Origin of the sequence: Pseudomonas sp. PDM17, from assembly GCF_014851985.1 — a bacterium.
In the GTDB taxonomy this organism is placed as follows: Bacteria; Pseudomonadota; Gammaproteobacteria; order Pseudomonadales; family Pseudomonadaceae; genus Pseudomonas.
The window spans coordinates 371,023-388,942 of sequence record NZ_JACVAT010000002.1 but is presented as its reverse complement, the minus strand read 5'-3'; the positions used below and the strand labels follow the sequence as shown (position 1 = coordinate 388,942).

19 protein-coding genes are annotated in these 17,920 nt (G+C 64.6%); 6 read left to right on the top strand and 13 right to left on the bottom strand.

Annotation, left to right across the window (positions count from 1 at the left end; genetic code table 11):
• Positions 1-190 precede the first annotated feature (190 nt).
• Entirely contained in the window at positions 191-724 is a 534-nt protein-coding gene (locus IB256_RS07555) for a ProQ/FinO family protein (protein ID WP_192294765.1), read from the top strand.
• Between the two features lie 218 nt (positions 725-942).
• On the opposite strand, the gene IB256_RS07550 is transcribed toward IB256_RS07555, so the two are convergent.
• The 3 genes from IB256_RS07550 to IB256_RS07540 all read right to left on the bottom strand — a co-directional run bounded on the left by IB256_RS07550 (position 943) and on the right by IB256_RS07540 (position 4,019).
• Entirely contained in the window at positions 943-2,577 is a 1,635-nt protein-coding gene (locus IB256_RS07550) for a mechanosensitive ion channel domain-containing protein (RefSeq protein WP_192294766.1), read from the bottom strand.
• Positions 2,578-2,800: 223 nt separating this feature from the next.
• Positions 2,801-3,442 carry a DUF1109 domain-containing protein gene (locus IB256_RS07545; RefSeq protein WP_192294767.1) on the bottom strand — a complete coding sequence of 214 codons (642 nt, stop codon included), beginning with the start codon at positions 3,440-3,442 and terminating at the stop codon, positions 2,801-2,803.
• Positions 3,429-4,019 carry a sigma-70 family RNA polymerase sigma factor gene (locus tag IB256_RS07540; protein ID WP_192294768.1) on the bottom strand — a complete coding sequence of 197 codons (591 nt, stop codon included), beginning with the start codon at positions 4,017-4,019 and terminating at the stop codon, positions 3,429-3,431. Before IB256_RS07540 ends, IB256_RS07545 begins: the two co-directional genes overlap by 14 nt.
• A 230-nt stretch (positions 4,020-4,249) precedes the next feature.
• Between IB256_RS07540 and IB256_RS07535 the strand changes: the two genes are divergently transcribed.
• From IB256_RS07535 to IB256_RS07520, 4 genes are read left to right on the top strand one after another with little or no spacing between them, the layout of a single operon-like run.
• Complete coding sequence (locus IB256_RS07535) at positions 4,250-4,537, top strand: DUF2282 domain-containing protein (protein WP_045207635.1); 288 nt, start codon at positions 4,250-4,252, stop codon at positions 4,535-4,537.
• 16 nt (positions 4,538-4,553) lie between these two features.
• Positions 4,554-5,387, top strand: coding sequence for a DUF692 domain-containing protein (locus tag IB256_RS07530; RefSeq protein ID WP_192401962.1), 834 nt, complete (start codon positions 4,554-4,556; stop codon positions 5,385-5,387).
• Positions 5,384-6,139: a putative DNA-binding domain-containing protein gene (locus IB256_RS07525; protein WP_192401960.1), complete on the top strand. Its 756-nt coding sequence runs from the start codon at positions 5,384-5,386 to the stop codon at positions 6,137-6,139. The genes IB256_RS07530 and IB256_RS07525 overlap by 4 nt, the downstream gene beginning before the upstream one ends.
• A 10-nt stretch (positions 6,140-6,149) precedes the next feature.
• Positions 6,150-6,617 carry a DoxX family protein gene (locus tag IB256_RS07520; protein WP_192294771.1) on the top strand — a complete coding sequence of 156 codons (468 nt, stop codon included), beginning with the start codon at positions 6,150-6,152 and terminating at the stop codon, positions 6,615-6,617.
• Between the two features lie 75 nt (positions 6,618-6,692).
• Here IB256_RS07520 and IB256_RS07515 read toward each other — a convergent pair whose 3' ends face one another.
• The 9 genes from IB256_RS07515 to IB256_RS07475 all read right to left on the bottom strand — a co-directional run bounded on the left by IB256_RS07515 (position 6,693) and on the right by IB256_RS07475 (position 16,339).
• Positions 6,693-7,487 carry a carboxymuconolactone decarboxylase family protein gene (locus IB256_RS07515; protein ID WP_405308293.1) on the bottom strand — a complete coding sequence of 265 codons (795 nt, stop codon included), beginning with the start codon at positions 7,485-7,487 and terminating at the stop codon, positions 6,693-6,695.
• The gene (locus IB256_RS07510) at positions 7,456-7,953 is read right to left on the bottom strand and encodes a cupin domain-containing protein (RefSeq protein ID WP_192294773.1); all 498 of its coding nucleotides are present in this window, start codon (positions 7,951-7,953) and stop codon (positions 7,456-7,458) included. The genes IB256_RS07515 and IB256_RS07510 overlap by 32 nt, the downstream gene beginning before the upstream one ends.
• A 35-nt stretch (positions 7,954-7,988) precedes the next feature.
• Positions 7,989-9,008: an XdhC family protein gene (locus IB256_RS07505; protein ID WP_192294774.1), complete on the bottom strand. Its 1,020-nt coding sequence runs from the start codon at positions 9,006-9,008 to the stop codon at positions 7,989-7,991.
• Between the two features lie 15 nt (positions 9,009-9,023).
• On the bottom strand, positions 9,024-9,779 hold the full coding sequence (locus IB256_RS07500; protein ID WP_192401958.1) for a YkgJ family cysteine cluster protein: 756 nt from the start codon (positions 9,777-9,779) through the stop codon (positions 9,024-9,026).
• 92 nt (positions 9,780-9,871) lie between these two features.
• Complete coding sequence (locus IB256_RS07495) at positions 9,872-11,215, bottom strand: c-type cytochrome (RefSeq protein ID WP_192401956.1); 1,344 nt, start codon at positions 11,213-11,215, stop codon at positions 9,872-9,874.
• A 15-nt stretch (positions 11,216-11,230) separates the two neighbouring features.
• A complete protein-coding gene (locus IB256_RS07490) occupies positions 11,231-13,477 on the bottom strand; it encodes a xanthine dehydrogenase family protein molybdopterin-binding subunit (protein WP_192401954.1) in 2,247 nt (748 codons plus the stop codon).
• The gene (locus tag IB256_RS07485) at positions 13,477-13,947 is read right to left on the bottom strand and encodes a (2Fe-2S)-binding protein (RefSeq protein WP_192294778.1); all 471 of its coding nucleotides are present in this window, start codon (positions 13,945-13,947) and stop codon (positions 13,477-13,479) included. Before IB256_RS07485 ends, IB256_RS07490 begins: the two co-directional genes overlap by 1 nt.
• Positions 13,948-14,068: 121 nt before the next feature.
• A complete protein-coding gene (locus tag IB256_RS07480; protein WP_192401952.1) occupies positions 14,069-15,277 on the bottom strand; it encodes an MFS transporter in 1,209 nt (402 codons plus the stop codon).
• Positions 15,278-15,289: 12 nt separating this feature from the next.
• Positions 15,290-16,339 (bottom strand): NAD(P)-dependent alcohol dehydrogenase, encoded by a 1,050-nt coding sequence (locus tag IB256_RS07475; RefSeq protein ID WP_192401950.1) that lies wholly within the window; start codon positions 16,337-16,339, stop codon positions 15,290-15,292.
• Between the two features lie 205 nt (positions 16,340-16,544).
• Here IB256_RS07475 and IB256_RS07470 point away from each other — a divergent pair, with 205 nt between their 5' ends.
• Complete coding sequence (locus IB256_RS07470; protein ID WP_412547957.1) at positions 16,545-17,432, top strand: AraC family transcriptional regulator N-terminal domain-containing protein; 888 nt, start codon at positions 16,545-16,547, stop codon at positions 17,430-17,432.
• A 53-nt stretch (positions 17,433-17,485) separates the two neighbouring features.
• On the opposite strand, the gene IB256_RS07465 is transcribed toward IB256_RS07470, so the two are convergent.
• Positions 17,486-17,713 (bottom strand): tautomerase family protein, encoded by a 228-nt coding sequence (locus IB256_RS07465; RefSeq protein WP_081516876.1) that lies wholly within the window; start codon positions 17,711-17,713, stop codon positions 17,486-17,488.
• Positions 17,714-17,920 lie beyond the last annotated feature (207 nt).

Genomic DNA, 17,920 nt, shown 5'->3' with positions numbered 1-17,920 from the left:
TCTGCACCCGGCGACGGTTTCAGGATCAGCCACTCGGCCCTCCGGAAGGCTTTGTGCAGAGCCTCTGTCGGCTGCGACTTCGCCCTTTGCCGACGAAAACAGCGACGATTTGTGCTGATACAGGTGATCCCGAGAGCTGTATGGAATAACCTTGCACCACGCAATCAACCTCGAAGCTGTGAATTGAACGATGGGTTTTGAACAACTAGCTGGGCTACGTGACCGCCTGCGGGCAGAAAAAGAGCAGGCCAAGGCCGCTAACGAGAAGCGCCGCAAGCCGAAGTCCTCACCGCAGGAGAAACCTCGTGAGCAGGATCCTGCACTGGAAGCGATCTGGCGCTTGCAGCGGCATTTTCCGTTGGCCTTCCCGGTGAATCCGGCACCCAAGGTTCCGCTCAAGGAGGGAATTCTCAAGGATGCCGAGCAACACCTGGCGCAACTGGGTATCAGCAGCGAGCAGCTCAAACTGGGCGTCGCGGCCTGGTGCAAGGGCACCCGATACTGGGCCAGCATGGTGGAGAACGCACCGCGCCTGGACCTGAACGGCCAGCCCGTCGGCACCGTGACCGCCGCCCAGGCGCTGCACGCGAAGCAGCAGGCTTCCCGGCAACGCAGCCAGGAGCGCCGCAATCGCGAGAAGCTGAAAAACCGCACTCCCGCCGCCGCCGATACCACTGATACCACCGCTGCCACCGCTGCCACCGAGGCTCAGTCTTCGGACTGAACCGCGTCGCGCACTGCATCGCATCGGCCATCACCCGGCTGGGTGACTGTCCGATGCGGCAGGCTGCTTCAGGCCAGGGCTGCCGCTGACTGCCGGCAGCTATCGGCCAGGACCGGAGCCAGCTCAGAGTCCGCAGAGGGTGGGTGATCAATACGGCAATCTCCCGTCTCCCCGGTCTCTGCCACGACGACCGCTGACGATCGAAAACTGGCCTTCCCCTAGTCAGCCTCAGGGCGCTTTGCGGGCGCTGCATACCAGTTTTCACGTGACACCACCTTTTCCACGTCAGGGTCACCCAGGTAGTGCGGCGACATGATCTGTACACCGTATTCGTTGAACACGTCCTGGATGTGGGCATGCAGCATGCTCAGCAATTGTGCCCGCGGGCGCGGCTCGCTGGGGATGGCCTGGGCGACCAGTCGGTATTCGGGATAGAAGTCCGACAGGGCCGTCTGGAACACGTAAGGCGGCGGGACCTGCAAGATGCCATCCGTACGCCGGGCAGCCTCGATGAGCATCGCTTCCACCTGCCGCCAGGGGGTGTCGTAGCCGATGGTGACCACGGTGTCGACGACGTAACCCTGGCCCTGCACTATCCGCGAGTAGTTCTTGGTGACCGATCCGGTGATCATCGAGTTCGGCAGTGTCAGCACCTCTCCGAGGCCGGTGCGGATAGTGGTGTTGAACATACCGACTTCCGTCACCGTGCCCTCATGGTCGCCAATGCGCACGAACTCTCCGGCACGCAGGGTCCGCGAGTAGGTCAGGATCAGACCGGAAGCAGCCTGCCCCACGACGCTGGAGGCCCCCAGCGAGATCATCAGGCCCACGAGCACCGACAGCCCCTTGAACGCCTCGGTACCCGAACCGGGAAGGTACGGATACGCCATGACGACGGCGAACAACCAGATGGCCAGCGAAGTCAGGCGCGTGGTGGGCTGCAGGGTCTCTTCGGTCAACCAGCGAATCGTGCCAGGCCGGGACAGGCGCTCCAGCAACCTTTTGCTGAATCCGCTGATGCCCTTGGCGATGAAGAAGATCATCACGGCGACCGCTATGCCCGGTATCGCACTGACGATCCCGCTGAGCAGGTAATCCAGCAGCCGGAACAGGTAGACGTCGAGGCTTTCCCCCCAGGGCCGGGTATAGGGGAACTGCGACAGCACGTAGCTGAGCCACTCGTAACTCAGCAGAAACACGACGGCCCAACAGAACAGCCAGATCAGCCGATCCGCCAGGTAGTAGAGATACTGCATGTCGAACAGCTGCAGTTGCCCCACCCTGATCTGCCGGGCCCGCTCGCGCATCAGTTGAGGTAGCCGGCCACGCACCTTGCGTCTGAGGAAATGCACCAGCCTCAGCAGCAACACGTACAGGACGGTGGCAACCGCAGAGTATCCCAGGGCCTTGAGCAGGAATCGAAGATTGCGCGCCTGGCCGGTTTCCTCCACCACCACCTTGAGGTTCGCGGCAGCTCTTGCTGCGGCCTCCTGCACAGAGCCCTCCGGCGAATCGACGTCCTGTGGTGAAACGATAAAGGCGCGCCGCCCTCCCAGCAGTACCATGTAGCTGTGGAGGATGGGCGCAGTGCTGACCTGCAGGTCGTCAGTCCCTTGCAGCACATCCTCGATGACTGCCTTGGCCCGTTGCTGTCGGCCCGCTGGCGTCTCGCCCAGCAACGTCGCGCGGAACACGACGATGCTGCGGTTGGCAATCTTCAGCTCCACGGGGTCTGCGGCAACGCCCTCGGTTACATCGGAGCCTGACGCAGGTTCGGCCCTGGCTGTAACCGCACAGGCCAATCCCAATACCACCAGCATCAAGCTGAGCCTTGCGCTGATCCAACGCCCCATCCCATCGCTCCTTGGAAGCAAAGCCGACCTGCCGAGAACAAACTGAATCAAGCGTAGCCAGCTTCTGGACGTCCTGGAGACAGAAGCAGCCCCTGCCTCGGGGAAAATCCATTGGCCCGATAGCTGCCGCTGAACGGACGCAAGGACCGACGGAACTCGAAAGCTGCGAGGGAGATCCAGGTCCGGCGTGCACAACGCACGTCCTGGACTGGTTGTCGCTCAGTTACCAGCGCAACAGCCTTGGCCCTAGCACTGCACCCAGCACGGTTGGCAGAAGCATGCCGAGCAGGTACCAGACACCCCAGAACGAAACGCCCATTTCCGGGCAATGCAGGCAGTACGCCAAGGTCGCCGTGGCTCCCGCCAGCAGGCCACCGGCGGCGCCGGCAATGCGCAAGCGCGTCGGTGCGAGGCCGCGCAGTGCCCAGAACACGCCGATGAAAGTCGGCACCGAAAGCAGCGCGATGTTCAGCGGACAGGTGCGCCAGGTCTTGCCGAGGATCAGGCCAGTGCGGGCGTCGGCGGGTACTCCGGCCAGCTCCATCGCTCCGCCGATCCACACCAGCAGCACGGGCAGCGCCAGCAGCACCCAGGCCGCCCCGCCGCTCACGCCTGGCCGTGCCAGGCGGCTGCTCAGCCACAGGGCAAGCGGGGCAAGGCTGCCGGGCAGAGCGACCTTGGCCCAGAACAGCGGTGTGCGCGCCACCTCGCCCAGGTCGGGGCGTACACCGAAAATTGCCGCCATCAACAGCAGTGCGCCCAGGGCACCGGCCAGCAGCGCGATGGCGAAGCGCTTGCCCAGAGCGTGACGGTCCACTGCGCCCTCGCCTGCGCTCAACAGGTCGATCAGTTCATTGGTCTTCATCGCTTCGCAACCCTCGGATGATGTTCGCCAGGGCCTTGAGCCCGCGGTGGATGCCGACCTTCACGGCGGAGCTGGAAAGCCCGGTCAGGCTGGCGGTCTCTTCCACCGACAGACCTTCCAGCTTCACGTGGACAATCGGCAGGCGCTGCTTGTCGGGGAGCTGTTGCAGCAGCTTGCCGAGATCGCGGCTGGCCTGTGCGGGCTCGCTCTCCTCGGCTGCGAACAGCTCTCCCTCGTCGTCCGCCAGCGGATCATGGAGCGCCTCCCGGCGCGAAAAAGCGCGGAAATGGTCCGCCAGCTTGTAACGCGCAATGGCCTGCACCCAGGCAGTCAGTGGCTGATCGGCACGGTAGGTGTGACGCGCATTGTGTACCGCCAGCAGCACCTCCTGCAGCAGATCTTCGATCTCGCCGGGGCGCTGGCTCAGTCGCCGCCCGAGGAAAGCCCGAAGGTGCATGCCGAGTGCGCCGAGGAACTCACGGTATGCCTTGTCATCACCGTCCATGCCACGCAGCAGCAAAGCCTGCAACTGCGTCTCGCGCGCGATCAACACTTCCTGGCTGGTAGTTCGTTGCATCGGCCGTCCTGGTTACACGGAAGGTGAATTCTTTCCCGGTCCCGCCCCAGCCTGCTGGCGTACCACTGGCCTGAAGAGAAAACAGGCCTTCGTTCAATACGTTAGGGCCACGCAAAAGAATTCTCAAAAAAATTTCGCCGCGCTGTAACCGGATCGGCGCCCCCGGCGAACTACTCATCGAGCCGGCGGAAAGCCTTCCACGGCCCTTCAATCGAACGGGAGACCGCACCATGAAAACCCTGACCCTCGCCACCGCCGCCATTGCACTTGCCGCCATCACCGGTAGCGCCCTGGCCGACGACATGAACACCAAGGCCAGCAATGGCGCGGCCATGGAGAAATGCTACGGCGTTGCCATGGCCGGCAAGAACGACTGCAAGGCCGGTGCGGGCACCACTTGCGCAGGCAGCGCCAAGAAGGACTACGACGGTATGCACTGGAAGAACGTCCCGGCCGGCACCTGCACCACGATCAAGACGCCCAATGGCATGGGCTCGCTGACTCCGAGCAAAGCCTGAGCCAAGGCCGCCGACCATGAACGCATTCCATCAACCGGGCGCCGGGCTGGGGCTGAAGGGGGAACACTACGCCCAGGCCCTGGCCTGTTCCGCCCAGGGTCTCTGGTTTGAGGTGCATCCGGAGAACTACATGGTCGGCGGCCCCCGCCTTGCCTGGCTGGAACGGATCGCCGAACGGCATCCGCTTTCGCTGCACGGGGTCTCGCTGTCCCTGGCGGCCGATGCTGCTCCTGAGGAGGCACACCTACGGCACCTGCGCGCGCTGGTCGAGCGTGTGCAACCGCACTTGATTTCCGAGCACCTGGCCTGGTCGACCTGGCGCGGCCAGTACTTGCCAGACCTGCTGCCCTTCCCGCGCAGCCATGCGGCCCTGGTGCGCATCACCGAGAACATCCAGCGCACTCAGGAAGCCCTGGGCCGGCGTATCGCCATCGAGAACCCCAGCCACTATCTGCGTCTGGAAGGCCACGACTGGGACGAAATCGATTTCCTCACGGAACTCGCGCTGCGCACCGGCTGCGGCCTGCTGCTGGACGTCAACAACGTACACGTCAGCTCGCACAACCTCGGCTTCGATGCGAGACGCTACCTCGACCGCTTCCCGGCGGCCGCCGTCCTTGAGATCCACCTGGCTGGACACAGCCTCGACGAGGCCGGCGAACTGCTGATCGACTCCCACGATGCGCCGGTCGCCGAGCCGGTCTGGGCGCTCTATGAGCACCTGATCCAGCGCATCGGCCCTAGGCCGACCCTGATCGAGCGCGACGACCATCTGCCTGCTTTCGAAGAGTTGCTGGCCGAGCGCGAGCTCGCGCAGGCGATCCTCAACCTGGCCGAGATGAAACCATGAAAACCTCACTCGGCACCTTCCAGGATGCCTTCGTCGAAGCCCTCTACCGGCGCCCTGCTCCTGCGCTGCAAGGCGTGACCACACAGGCGGCCTTCGAGGTCTATCGCAACACCGTGCTCAAGGGCTGTGTCGACGCATTGTGCGACAACTTCCCAACCGTCGAACGCCTGGTGGGGACGGACTGGATTCGCGCAGCGGCGGCAGTTCACGCCCGCGAGGCTCCGCCGGATGACGCTCGCCTGGTTCTTTATGGCAAGAGCTTTGCCGATTTCCTCGATGCATTCGAACCGGCACGGGAACTGCCCTACCTTGGCGCCGTGGCGCGCCTGGACCGGTTATGGACAGAGGCCTTCGTCGCACCTCAGGAGGCGCGCCTCGACCTCGCCAGCCTGGCCGGCATGACCGCCTCGGACCTTGCCACCTGCCACCTGGCGCCGCGCGCCTGCGTGCGCTGGAGCTGGTTTCCCGAGCAACCGGTCTACAGCATCTGGCGCTACAACCGCGAGGCCGTGCCGATACCGGAGGAGCTGCCCTGGCAAGGTGAAGGCGCATTGCTGGTTGGCCATGCCGACGGCGTTGCCTGGCACGCGCTGGAAGCTGGAGGCTGCGACTTCCTCGACGCCTGTGCGAACGGTAGCGACCTCGATCAGGCTTCGGCCCTGACACTTCAGGCGCATCCGGACCTCGACTTCCACGACCTGTTCGGCCGCCTCCTCGGCGCCGGCGTTTTCCGTCCCATCAACCTCGCGTGAGGAGGTCATCATGGACATAGCTCGCAATGCTCTAACCGGGACCGGTCTGCGCCAACGCTGGAATCGCATTGCCGACTTCCTGCAACACCTGCTCGGCGACGCTGTTCTTTGCCTGGTGGCGCGCGTCGGGATTGCCGCAACCTTCTTTCTCTCCGGGCGCACCAAGGTGGAGGGCTTCCTGACCATCACCCCGAGCACCTACGAGCTGTTTCGCACCGAGTACATGCTGCCGCTGCTGCCACCGCAGATCGCCGCCCACCTGGCGACCTACGCGGAGCACCTATTCCCGGTGCTGCTGGTACTGGGCCTTTGCACCCGCGTTTCGGCCCTGGCATTGCTGGGGATGACCACGGTAATCGAGGTCTTCGTCTATCCGGACGCCTGGCCCACCCACCTGGTTTGGGCAGGCCTGCTGCTGTTGCTGATCGGACGCGGCGCAGGTGGTTGGTCGCTGGATCGTGCTCTGGGGATAAGCTGATACAGCGGCCGCCAGCGGCCAGAAGCGAACGTTGCGAGTATTCGATCCGTCGTCCCGACTGCGTGCGACGCTCGCCTACTGGGCAGCCAGATGCAGCTCCAACGCCTCGCTTGCCCGCCGCGATGCGTCGGCACTGACCTGTTCGGCCAGCACCCGGATCAGCTGACGGAGTTGCTGCGGCGTAACCCCGGTGTTCATGGCGATACGGATATGGGCCTGCAGTTGTGGCGCTACGCCCTCCAGTGCAGAGAGCATCGCCACGGTGGCAATTTCCCGACTTTGCCAGTCCAGGTTGTCACGCTCGAAGATGTCGCCGAAAAGATGCGTGCGCAGGTATTCATTGGCGACCGGCGCGAAGTCGAACAATGCACCTTCCACCGGGGCGCCGGACAATTTGGTCTGGTTTGCGGTGCCCACCGCCAGCAGCTCATCCCCTTTGGGAATCGATTTGCTGGGTTCGCGTCCCGGTTGGTCCACGATTGCTTGCTGTTGGCGTGCCTGTACCACCTTCATCAACTCGCCCAGTGCATTCAGGCTTCGAGGAAAACCCGCATAGGCGTACAACTGGACCAGCACCTCGCGCGCCTCGCTGATGGTCAGCCCGGCATCCAGTCCCTGATTGATCGCACGGTTCAGACCAGCCATATCGCCAGCTGCCGCGAAGGCGGCAATTGGCACGATGCGTCTCTGGCGATCATCGAGCGTTTCACTGTGAGGGGTTGATGTGTCGTTCTCAGCCATGGATCGGTTCTCCTGTGCGGCCAATGTCTGTGTCATGACGCCCAGCGTACAAACCAGGCCCAGTGCGACCCCGAGTGCGCGGGGCGCCCGGCGCGGGTCAGTCAGCCCGCTCGGCGTTGTATTGTTCATCGGTGACTTTCTCCATCCATTCGACATTCTTTCCATTCACCGAGCCAGTGACCGCCAGGTGGGTCATGGCGGTACCCGGTGCGGCGCCATGCCAATGCTTGACGCCGGCCGGGCACCAGACCACATCGCCAGGGCGAATGACCTGAACCGGCTTGCCCCACTCCTGGGTGAGGCCGACCCCGGTAGTGACTAACAGCCGCTGCCCTGCCGGGTGGGTGTGCCAGGCCGAACGGGCTCCGGGCTCGAAGGTCACCAGACCACCCGAGGCATTGATCTGATCGTCGGCAGGCCAGACCGGATCGATCCGCACGCGCCCGGTGAAGTACTGCTCCGGACCTGCCATCGACGCCTGCGTTCCGGCACGGCTGATCTGCTGCGTGTTTGCAGTTGCCGGCTCAGCGGCGCTGGCCACGGCAGCCTGCATGGCCGCTGCGCACAGGACGGCATCGACAATTTTCTTGCTCATGCTGGTCATCTCCGAAGATGGATTGGCGTGATCGATCAGGCCCGGCGGCGCCGATCCTGCAGTTGCTTGGCATGGGATACTGCGAGTTCCGCAGGCAGAGCGACGGCGTTCTTGGCAGCGAGAACTTCCGCCATGACACTGACTGCGATTTCCGGCGGGGTCTTGCTGCCGATATAGATGCCGATGGGCCCGCGCAGTCGTTGGAGCGACTCCTGCGTCTCGCCAAAATGCTCGATCAGGCGAGCGCGCCGGCTATCGCTGTTGCGCCGCGAGCCAATGGCCCCGATGTAGAACGCCGGGCCGCGCAGCGCCTCCAGCAAGGCCAGATCGTCCAGCTTCGGATCGTGGCTGAGCGCGATGACGCAACTGCGGACATCCGGCGCGAAAGCTCTGACGACGTCATCCGGCATGTCCTGAATGCGCTGCACGCCAGCAACGCTCCAACTCTCCAGGTACTGTGGCCGAGGGTCGCAGAGGGTGACCTGGAACCCGTTGAACTGCGCCATCGTGGCGACGTACTCAGCCAGCGCGCCGGCACCGATCAGCAACATGCGGTAGCCCGGGCCCAGCGTGCTGACCATCCGCCGGCCGTCGAAGATGAACTCATCCGGTGTTGCCGTGCTTTCGAGGCTCGTTCGCCCCGTCTCGATGTCCAGCTTGCGCCGCATCAGTTGCCCCTGGTCGAGGCTCCCCAGCAGTTGTTGCAGAGCCGCCAGGTCGGGCTCGAACTCAAGGATCAGCTCCAGCGTGCCGCCACAAGGCAAGCCAAAACGGTGTGCTTCTTCAGCGCTCACGCCATAGCGAACCAGTTGGGGGCGAGCTTGTGGCAACCCTGTTCCGCCGTAGGCAGTGGTATGTCGATGAATGAGGTCATCCTCGATGCATCCGCCCGACACGCTGCCTACAACCCGGCCGTCGTTGCGCAGGGCCATCATCGAGCCTACCGGCCGCGGAGAAGAACCCCAGGTGCGCGCCACCGTCACCAGCATCACGCGCTCGCCCGCTACCAGCCAGTCACGGGCGGTTCGCAGGACCAACAGATCGATACTTTCCATCCAGGCTCCGCAACCTCATTGCCCAGCCGGCACGAAAACGTGCTCGCTGGCGGTGTCATTCAATCGGATTCCCCGGCGCTGCAGTGAGTCCTCCAACGCCCTCCCCTGCACCTGTACGGTCCACTGCGAAACGACCACCGGCCGCTGCGTCGCGGCGGAAAAAGCTTCGACAAGACGTTGCCGCTCAGGCAGGTAAAGCGTCAGCCCATTGCCTTTCCAACCCGCCACCGAATACCCCAAGTCCTGGCAGATAGACAGCTTCGACGCAGCATCGCGTCGATCCGCCTCGCGCGACGCCTCGATCAACGCGGCGAACTCGGGATTCACACGGTGGTCGGTGGCTATCAACACGTCACTGTCGGCGCGGCCCCAGGATTGCGGCGGACAATCCTTCGCCGAAGGGTTCAGCGGGATGAATGGATTGATCTCCATTGGATAGATCCGGCAAACCAGGGGCCGATCCGCATAGATTGCACAAAGGCTATCGACGCCGAGGTTCGGGCATTGCGGCTGAGCCACACCGGCGAAGATTGCAATGACGTTGAGGTCTGCAGAGCCCGACCGGCCAACGCCAGCGCGACCACTGTCATGGGCGTAGCGTGGCTCATGGCTTCGCGCCGGCTCGAGCAGGAATGCTTCCAGCAGGATCGCCACATCGCCACCGCGGGCCAGCCAGGCAAAGGCTTCGTCCCGGGTCAGCGGTACGAACCGGCCACGACAGCAGGCACCGCAACCCACGCAGGCGAACTTCACGGCGCCGGCGTTATCCATCAGCGACCTCCTGCGAGCTGCTCGCCGGCGTTCCCGGCCATGGCCGGGCAGCGCTTGAGATGGGTGGAGTCAGTGTGTATGTCATGCCTGCCTCAACGCATATGCAGCACGATCGGCGTCGGACTGGCCGGATCGGTATGCTCGCGCAGCCGGGCGACGGCCTTCGGGTCCACCTTGCCGCCCTGGTTTCCCCAGGTGGTTCGTACGAAGCTCACGACAGCGGCGATTTCCTGGTCCGACAACTGCTCGCGGAAGGCCGGCATGCGGTACGCATCCGGCACCCCGGCGCTGACCACGCGCAGCGCCCCGTTGAGGCTGATGTTGATGGCCGAATCGGCGATTGGCGTCATCGCCGAAGTAGCGCCGGCCAGCGGCGGCATCCATTCGTTCTGGCCCTTGCCGTCAGCGCCATGACAGCTCGCGCAGCGTGTCAGATAGAGATGGCCGCCGGGCGAGCTGAGGGCCGCAGCCTCGGCCCTCTGGTACTGCCAGGCAGGCCCGTCACGAGCAGGGTCGCCAGGCAAGGACTTGAGGTAATGGGCAATGGCGCCGAGGTCAGCATCGGTCAGGAATTGCGTGGAGTTGTTGAACGCCTCGGTCATCGATCCGTAGACCACTGCATGCTGGTTGCGGCCCGTCCTGAGGAACCGCGCAATCTCCTCTTCGCTCCAGCGTCCCAGCCCGGTGTTGGGGTCGTTGCGCAGACTCGGGGCATACCAGCCATCGAGCAGAGCGCCGGCCAGGAATGGCGCGCCTGACTCGCTCAGCGCCTTCTCGTTGAAGGCCAGGCCGCGCGGGGTGTGGCAGCTGCCACAGTGCCCGGCGCCCTGTACGAGATAGGCGCCACGGTTCCACTGTGCGTCCTTGCCCGCTTGATCGGTGAAGGGCGAGGAGTCGGTGAACAGCGCATTCCACAGCGCGATGGGCCAGCGCATGTTCAACGGCCAGGGTATCTCGCTGGCCATGTTGGCCCGCTCCGATGGCCGGACGCCCGACATGAAGAAGGCGTACAACGCGCGCACATCTTCATCGCGGAGCTTGGCATAGGACGGATAGGGCATCGCCGGATAGAGTCGCCGGCCGCCCGGCGCCACGCCGTGGCGCACAGCACGGTCAAAGTCCGCCAGGCTGTACTTGCCGATTCCCGCGTTGTCGTCCGGCGTGATGTTGGTGGCGTAGATCGCACCCAGCGGCGTGGCCATCTTCAAACCGCCGGCGAAGGCCGGGCCGTCTGGCAGGCTGTGGCAAGCCACGCAATCGCTGGCACGGGCGACGTACTCCCCCTGGCGGACCAGCGCCTCGTCGGTTGCGCTGCTGACGGCGGAATCGAAAGTCGAACCTGGCTGGCGAGTCCCATACCAGGCCATCAGGCACGCGACTGCGACACCGGCCAGGGCCAGCGCGCCGACGGTTCTTGCGAATGGGCGTCTGCTCATGGGCAAGGCCTCCGGTCAGGCGGTTTTGCTGAAGTCATAAGCCGACAGCGGCATGCTGCGGATGCGCTGGCCGGTGAGTCTGGACACCGCGTTGGCCACTGCCGGTGCCACAGCCGGCAACGGCGGCTCGCCGATCCCGCCCATCTTCGCGCCGCTCTCGATCACCTTCACATGCACCCGCGCCATGCGTGAGGGCGGCAGGATGGGATAGAGGTCGTAATTGCGCGCACGTGGCTTGCCGTCAACGTAGACGGCTTCCTCCACCAGGGCCTGGGACAAGCCCAGGGACACCGCGCCATTGACCTGGGCCTCGACGATGGCCGGGTTGACGATGCTGCCCGGGTCGATCGCCTGCCAGATGTCATGCACCCTGACCTGCCCACTCTCGATGGACACTTCGGCGATCACGGCGGTCTCCGTGCCAAAAGGCGAAGCCATGGCCACGCCGCGCGCTCGGCGCGAACCATCCGGGGCGTCGAACGGCCCGCGCTTCCAGCCCCCCGAGAGTTCGCCCACGGTTTTCAGCAGGTGCAGCAGACGCGCATTGCCCTGCAACAGGTGCAGGCGCAGCTCGAAGGGATCGTGGCCACCCTTGTCAGCCAGTTCATCGAGGAAGGCTTCGTAGAAGAAGTCGTTGAGCGAATTGCCCACCGAGCGCCAGTAGCCCAGCATCACCGGCCCCTTGGCATAGACCTGGGCGATGCGTCGATTGGGGATCGCATAGGATTTGCCGGCCAGGCCCTCGAGCGCGGTGGGGTCGAGCTTGTCGCCCTGCTTGCCGGCAATCCCCTCCGTCGGCCCTTCGGTAGCGCTGATGGCCTCCAGCGCCACAGGCAGGCCCTTGTCGTCCAGCGCGGCACGGAATCTGACCACGGCCATCGGTCGCAACACGTCTCGCAGAAACTCTTCCTCGCGGCTCCAGATCAGCTTGATCGGGCGTCCCACGGCTTTTGCCAACTCGATGGCCTGCGGATAGGGATTGGCGGTGGGGTAGAGAAAGTGCCGGCCGAAGAAGCCGCCAAGCAACGGCGTGTGCAGCTTGACCCTGGCCGGATCGACCCCTGCACGTTTAGCGATATCCCCCAGGAACATGTCCTGGGCCTGGTTGGGCAGCCAGATGTCCAGCGAGCCATCGGCATTGAATCGCACCAGTGTGGCGGGCGGCTCCAACTGGGCGTGGTTGAGATACTGGTTGTAATAGGTGGCCTCGACCCGGGTGTCGGCCTTGGACAGGACGCCTTGCGCATCGCCTTCCTTCTCGGCTTCGCGCCCAGGGTCGGTCTGTCTGGCCAGTTGCTCGCGATAGACCACGCTGGAGAAATCCGCCGGCATGATTCGCAGCGGCGAATCCCCCGCCGGCTCCTGCCATTGCACCTGGATGGCCTCCGCCGCGCGCCTGGCATGCCACCAGCGCTCGGCGACCACCGCTACCGCGCCGTCAAGGCGGTGTACCGAATGCACACCTTTCATCGCCCTGACCTGATCTTCATTGCGCAGTTCGCCCACCGTCATGCCCAGGCGCGGCGCATGCTGGACGGCAGCATGGAGCATGCCGTCGACCTTCATGTCGATGGTATACAACGCCTTGCCCGTGGACTTCTCGTAGCTGTCCACCCGGCGCACCGGCTTGCCGATCCAACGGAACCGGGCGGGGTCACGCAGGGTGACACTGGCAGCGTCGGGTACCGGCAGATCCAGCGCGTGGGCGGCCAGTTCTCCGTAGGTCAGCGAGCGGCCCGAGGCGGCATGCAGCACCCGGCCCGGCTCGGTACTCAGGTTGGCGACAGGCACCTTCCACTGCGCGGCGGCGGCCTGCAGCAGCATCGCCCTGGCCAGCGCGCCGAGCCGGCGCATGGTGTCGTAGCTCATGCGCACCGACATGCTCCCGCCGGTGATCCGTAGGCCGTTGTCCATCACCACGTAAGCTTCGCCCGGAGGCGCGCTCTCGACCAGGAAGGTCGCAGGATCGGCGTCCAATTCCTCGCCGACGATCTGCGCCATCGCGGTATAAGTGCCCTGCCCGCCTTCGATGAAGGGGCACAGCAGGCGCACTCGGTTGTCCGGGCGGATTTCCAGGAAGGCGCCCACTTGCGTGCCGCGCTCGCCGGGCGCCGCCAGGGCTTGCATCCTGGCCGACCCCAACGGCAGGCCGAAGCCCAGGACCAGCGCGCCAGCCGCCGCACCGGCGGAGGCCAGGAGGAAGCGCCGGCGCGACAGGTTGACGGCCTCACCGCGGTCTTCGAACTCGATAGGCTGGCTCATCAGACCTTCTCCTGCGAGGTGGCGGCAGCCGATGCCAGATCGTGGACGGCGGCATGGATGGCGTTGTAGGTGCCGCAGCGGCACAGATTGATCATCGCGGCATCGATCTGTGCATCCGTCGGTTCCGGGGTCTGCTTGAGCAGGGCCGTGGCCGCGATGACCTGCCCGGACTGGCAGTAGCCGCACTGCGCCACCTGGTGCTCGACCCATGCCGTCACGACCCGCTTGCCCACCTCGTCCTCCTCGATGGCCTCGATGGTGGTGACTTCACGGCCCACCACGCCGGCGACGGGCGTGACACAGGAGCGCACGACATTGCCGTCGACCAGCACCGAGCAGGCGCCGCACTGGGCCAGGCCGCAGCCGTACTTGGTTCCGGTCAGTCCCAGGTCGTCGCGAATGACCCACAGCAGCGGCGTGTCCGCCTCGGCGTCGACCTCATAGGTTTTCTGGTTGATCCGCAGTTCCATGGCTCACCCGCTATCACGTTGGTTGGTCTTGGTGTTCTCTTCGGACGGTAGCATGGGCCCCGCCCTGCACAGCCGTCGCTTGCCGATAGCTCTCATTAGCAGGACTCATGAATCGCCCCGCTCAGCACCCGCTCGGGGAAGCCGAAGCGCAACCGGATGTGCTCTCCCGTGAGGCCATGAACGCGAATCCAGCGGCCAGCAGCAGCACGAAAGCGCTGAGTTCGAAGGTTGCCCGATAGCCTTGCAGATCGAAGACCACCCCGCCCACGGTGGCCCCCAGCGCGATGGCCAGCTGAACGATCGCCACCATCAGGCCGCCACCTGCCTCTGCGTCATCCGGCAGACTGCGAGCCAGCCAGGTCCACCAGCCTACCGGCGCGGCCGTCGCAACCAGGCCCCAGAGCCCCAGCAGCGCGGCGGTGGCCACCGAGGAAGCCCCTACGCCGATCAGCGCGAGCGCCAGCAGCGCCATCAGCAGCGGGATGAGCATCAGCGTTCGGTAGAGGCCGCTCTTGAGGAATGCCTCGATGAGGAAGGTTCCGGCCAGCCCGGCCACTCCCAGCACCAGAAGCGTAAGCGACAGACCCGAAGGGCTGACCTGGGTAACCGTCTCGAGGAACGGGCGCAGGTAGGTGAACAACATGAACTGGCCCATGAAGAAAACGCTGACGGCGAGCATGCCCCAGGCCACCGGGCCCCGGCGCAGCAGACGAAATACATTGCTGCTGGCGGCACGGGACTCAATGCGAAGCGTCGGCAGGTGCATCCACAGCCAGAGCGCGGCGGCCACGGCCACCGGAACGACGCAGAAGAACGCACCACGCCAGCCGATCAGCGCGCCGAGGTAGCTGCCCAGGGGCGCGGCGATCACCGTGGCCAGGGCGTTTCCGCCATTGACGATGGCCAGTGCGCGCGACACCTGGTCCTGTGGCACCAGGCGCATCGCGGTAGCCGCTGACAACGACCAGAAGCCGCCGATGGCGATACCGATCAGCGCGCGCCCGACCATGAACCACGCGTAATTCGGGGCGAAAGCCACCAACGCACCTGACAGCACCATCAGCAAGGTCAGTGCAATCAGCAGCGGCTTGCGGCTGACCCGCGCCGCCACTGCGGCAATCACCAGACTGGTGAGCAAGGCGAACAACCCGGAGACCGAGATGCCCTGCCCTGCCTGACCTTCGGAGACTCCCAGGTCGGCGGCGATGGGCGTCAGCAGGCTCACCGGCATGAACTCGGAGGCAACCAGGGCGAAGGCCGCCATCGACATGGCGAGCACCGCGCCCCAGGAACCCTGTTCCGCGGCAGCTGGGCGGGAAGAAGACGTCATCGACAGCGCCCCTCAGCCGGCGAGGCTGGCATTATCGATCACGAAGCGATACTTGACCTCGCCGCGCAGCATGCGCTCGTACGCTTCGTTGATCTGCTCGGCGCGCACCAGTTCGATATCGGCGACGATGCCGTGTTCTGCGCAGAAATCGAGCATCTCCTGGGTTTCCGCAATGCCGCCGATCATCGAGCCAGCCAGCGTGCGGCGCTTCATGATCAGGTTGAAGACGTTCGGCGAGGTATGCGGCGATGCCGGCGCACCCACCAGCGTCATGGCCCCGTCGCGCTTGAGCAGGACCAGGAAGGCATCCAGGTCATGGGGCGCCGCCACGGTGTTGAGGATGAAGTCGAAGCTCTTGGCATGGACCGCCATCTGACTGGCGTCGCGGGAGACCACCACCTCGTCGGCGCCCAGTTCCAGAGCGGCTTCGCGCTTGTTCTCGGACGTGGTGAAGGCCACCACATGAGCTCCCATGGCGTGGGCCAGCTTGATCCCCATGTGACCAAGGCCGCCGATGCCAACCACACCGACCTTCCTGCCGGGGCCGGCATTCCAGTGGCGCAACGGAGAGTAGGTGGTGATGCCCGCGCACAGCAGCGGCGCGACCGCGGCCAATTGCTCCTCCGGGTGGCCGATGCGCAGAACATAGCGTTCATGCACGACGATTGCCTGGGAGTAACCACCCTGCGTCCAGCCCGGCGCGTCCGGCGTCGGGAAGTTGTAGGTGCCGATCATGCCATCGCAATAGTTCTCCAGGCCGGCATCGCAGTCTTCGCAGTGCTGGCAGCTGTCGACAATGCAGCCGACACCGACCAGATCGCCCGGCTTGAAGGCAGAGACATGCGCGCCGACCTGAGTCACCCGTCCGACGATCTCATGGCCCGGTACGCAAGGGTATTGCGTCCCCTCCCACTCGGAGCGCACCTGGTGCAGGTCCGAGTGGCAGATGCCACAGAAAGCGATCTCGATCTGCACGTCGTGGGCATTCGGAGCACGTCGGCTGATACGCAGCGGCTCAAGGGGTTGATTGCCCGCGTGGGCACCGTAAGCGTTGACTTGCATGGGAATGGCCCTCCTTCAATTCGTGGAGGCCATTGTCCGGGCAGGCGCGGCTGAATCAGTAGCGCAATCCACTGGATTACTTGCCTGATCCTCTGGGCGTGCAGCTTTTTGATGGAAAGCGAGCCGAAGCTCGCGGTAGCTTCTAGCGAAACAGGTGCCAGACCCGAACAGCATGACCGAGACCACCACACAGCCAGCCCAGTCGATGGCACAGGCCATTGCCGCGCGCATCGCCCAACCGAGCGACGTTTCCACTGCAATCGCCGGGCTCAGCCTGTTCCGCCGCAACAGCCCGTCACCGCCCTGCATCTGCATGGTCGAGCCCAGCATCGTCCTCGTCGCCCAGGGCGAGAAACAGCTCTGGGTGGGAGCTGAGGGATATGCCTATGACCCATCGCGCTTTCTCGTCACCTCGCTGGATCTGCCGGCTAATTCGGAAGTGCTGAAGGCGAGCGAGGAAGCCCCCTGCGTAGGACTGGTGCTGAAGCTCGACCTTCGGATCCTGGCCGAACTCATCGCCCAGGGCGGCCTGCCACTGACCCGCGAGCGGGCTGTCAGCAGAGGGGTGGGGATCGGCACCATGAGCCCAGGCCTGCTCTCCTCGTTCGGGCGTCTGGTGGACTTGCTGGACGACGCCGATGCGATTCCCGTGCTGGCCCCGCTGATCCAGCGCGAGATCCACTTCCGCCTGCTGCGAAGCGACCAGGCGGCGCGTTTGCGGCAAATCGCCTCGGTGGATAGCCAGGGTTACCGGATCGCCAAGGCCGTCGACTGGCTGAAGCAGAATTTCCACCTGCCTCTGCGGATCGAAGACCTGGCGGCAAGGGTCCAGATGAGCCCGCCGACCTTCCATCACCACTTCCGCCAACTGACGGCCATGAGCCCGCTGCAATACCAGAAGTGGTTGCGCCTGAACGAGGCTCGCCGGCTGATGCTCAACGAGCACCTGGATGTGTCACGGGCGGCCTTCTCGGTCGGGTATGAAAGCCCCTCCCAGTTCAGCCGCGAGTACAGTCGTCTGTTTGGCATCGCGCCCAGGCTGGACCTCAAGTGCTTGCGCGGTCACGCCGACGCGGGGGCACCGCGAGAATAGGCGAGAAGCTTGCGCAGCCCAGCAGCGGGATCGAGGCTGCGCGGGTACCACGCTTAAGGCTTGTAACCTGGCTTTTTGTAGAGATTGTCGCCTGCACCGAGGATGTCGGTGTCGTAGACCGTCCGTTTCCAGTCCGCAGGCGCCACATCTTCAATGGCTACGGATATCGATTCGTCCCCGCACCCGACTACCGACTTCAGTGCATTCGCGATTTCCTCGGTCAACTCGACCTTGAGGGCCTCACTTCGGCCTTCGAGCATTTTGATAATGACATGTGGCATGGGTGTCTCCGCGTCAGGGGGCAGGATCAGGTCGGCCTGAGCCAGGCTCCATTGATAGCAGATCCAGCAGACGGGAGACTGCCACCCTTGAAGCGCAGTCATTCAGCACGGATTCGAATTTCAGCGCAACACTGAACATCCAACCTGTTTGCATCGGCCGTTCTACTTGCCGCCGGACAGGGCAATTGAACGTCCGCCATGAGTCGG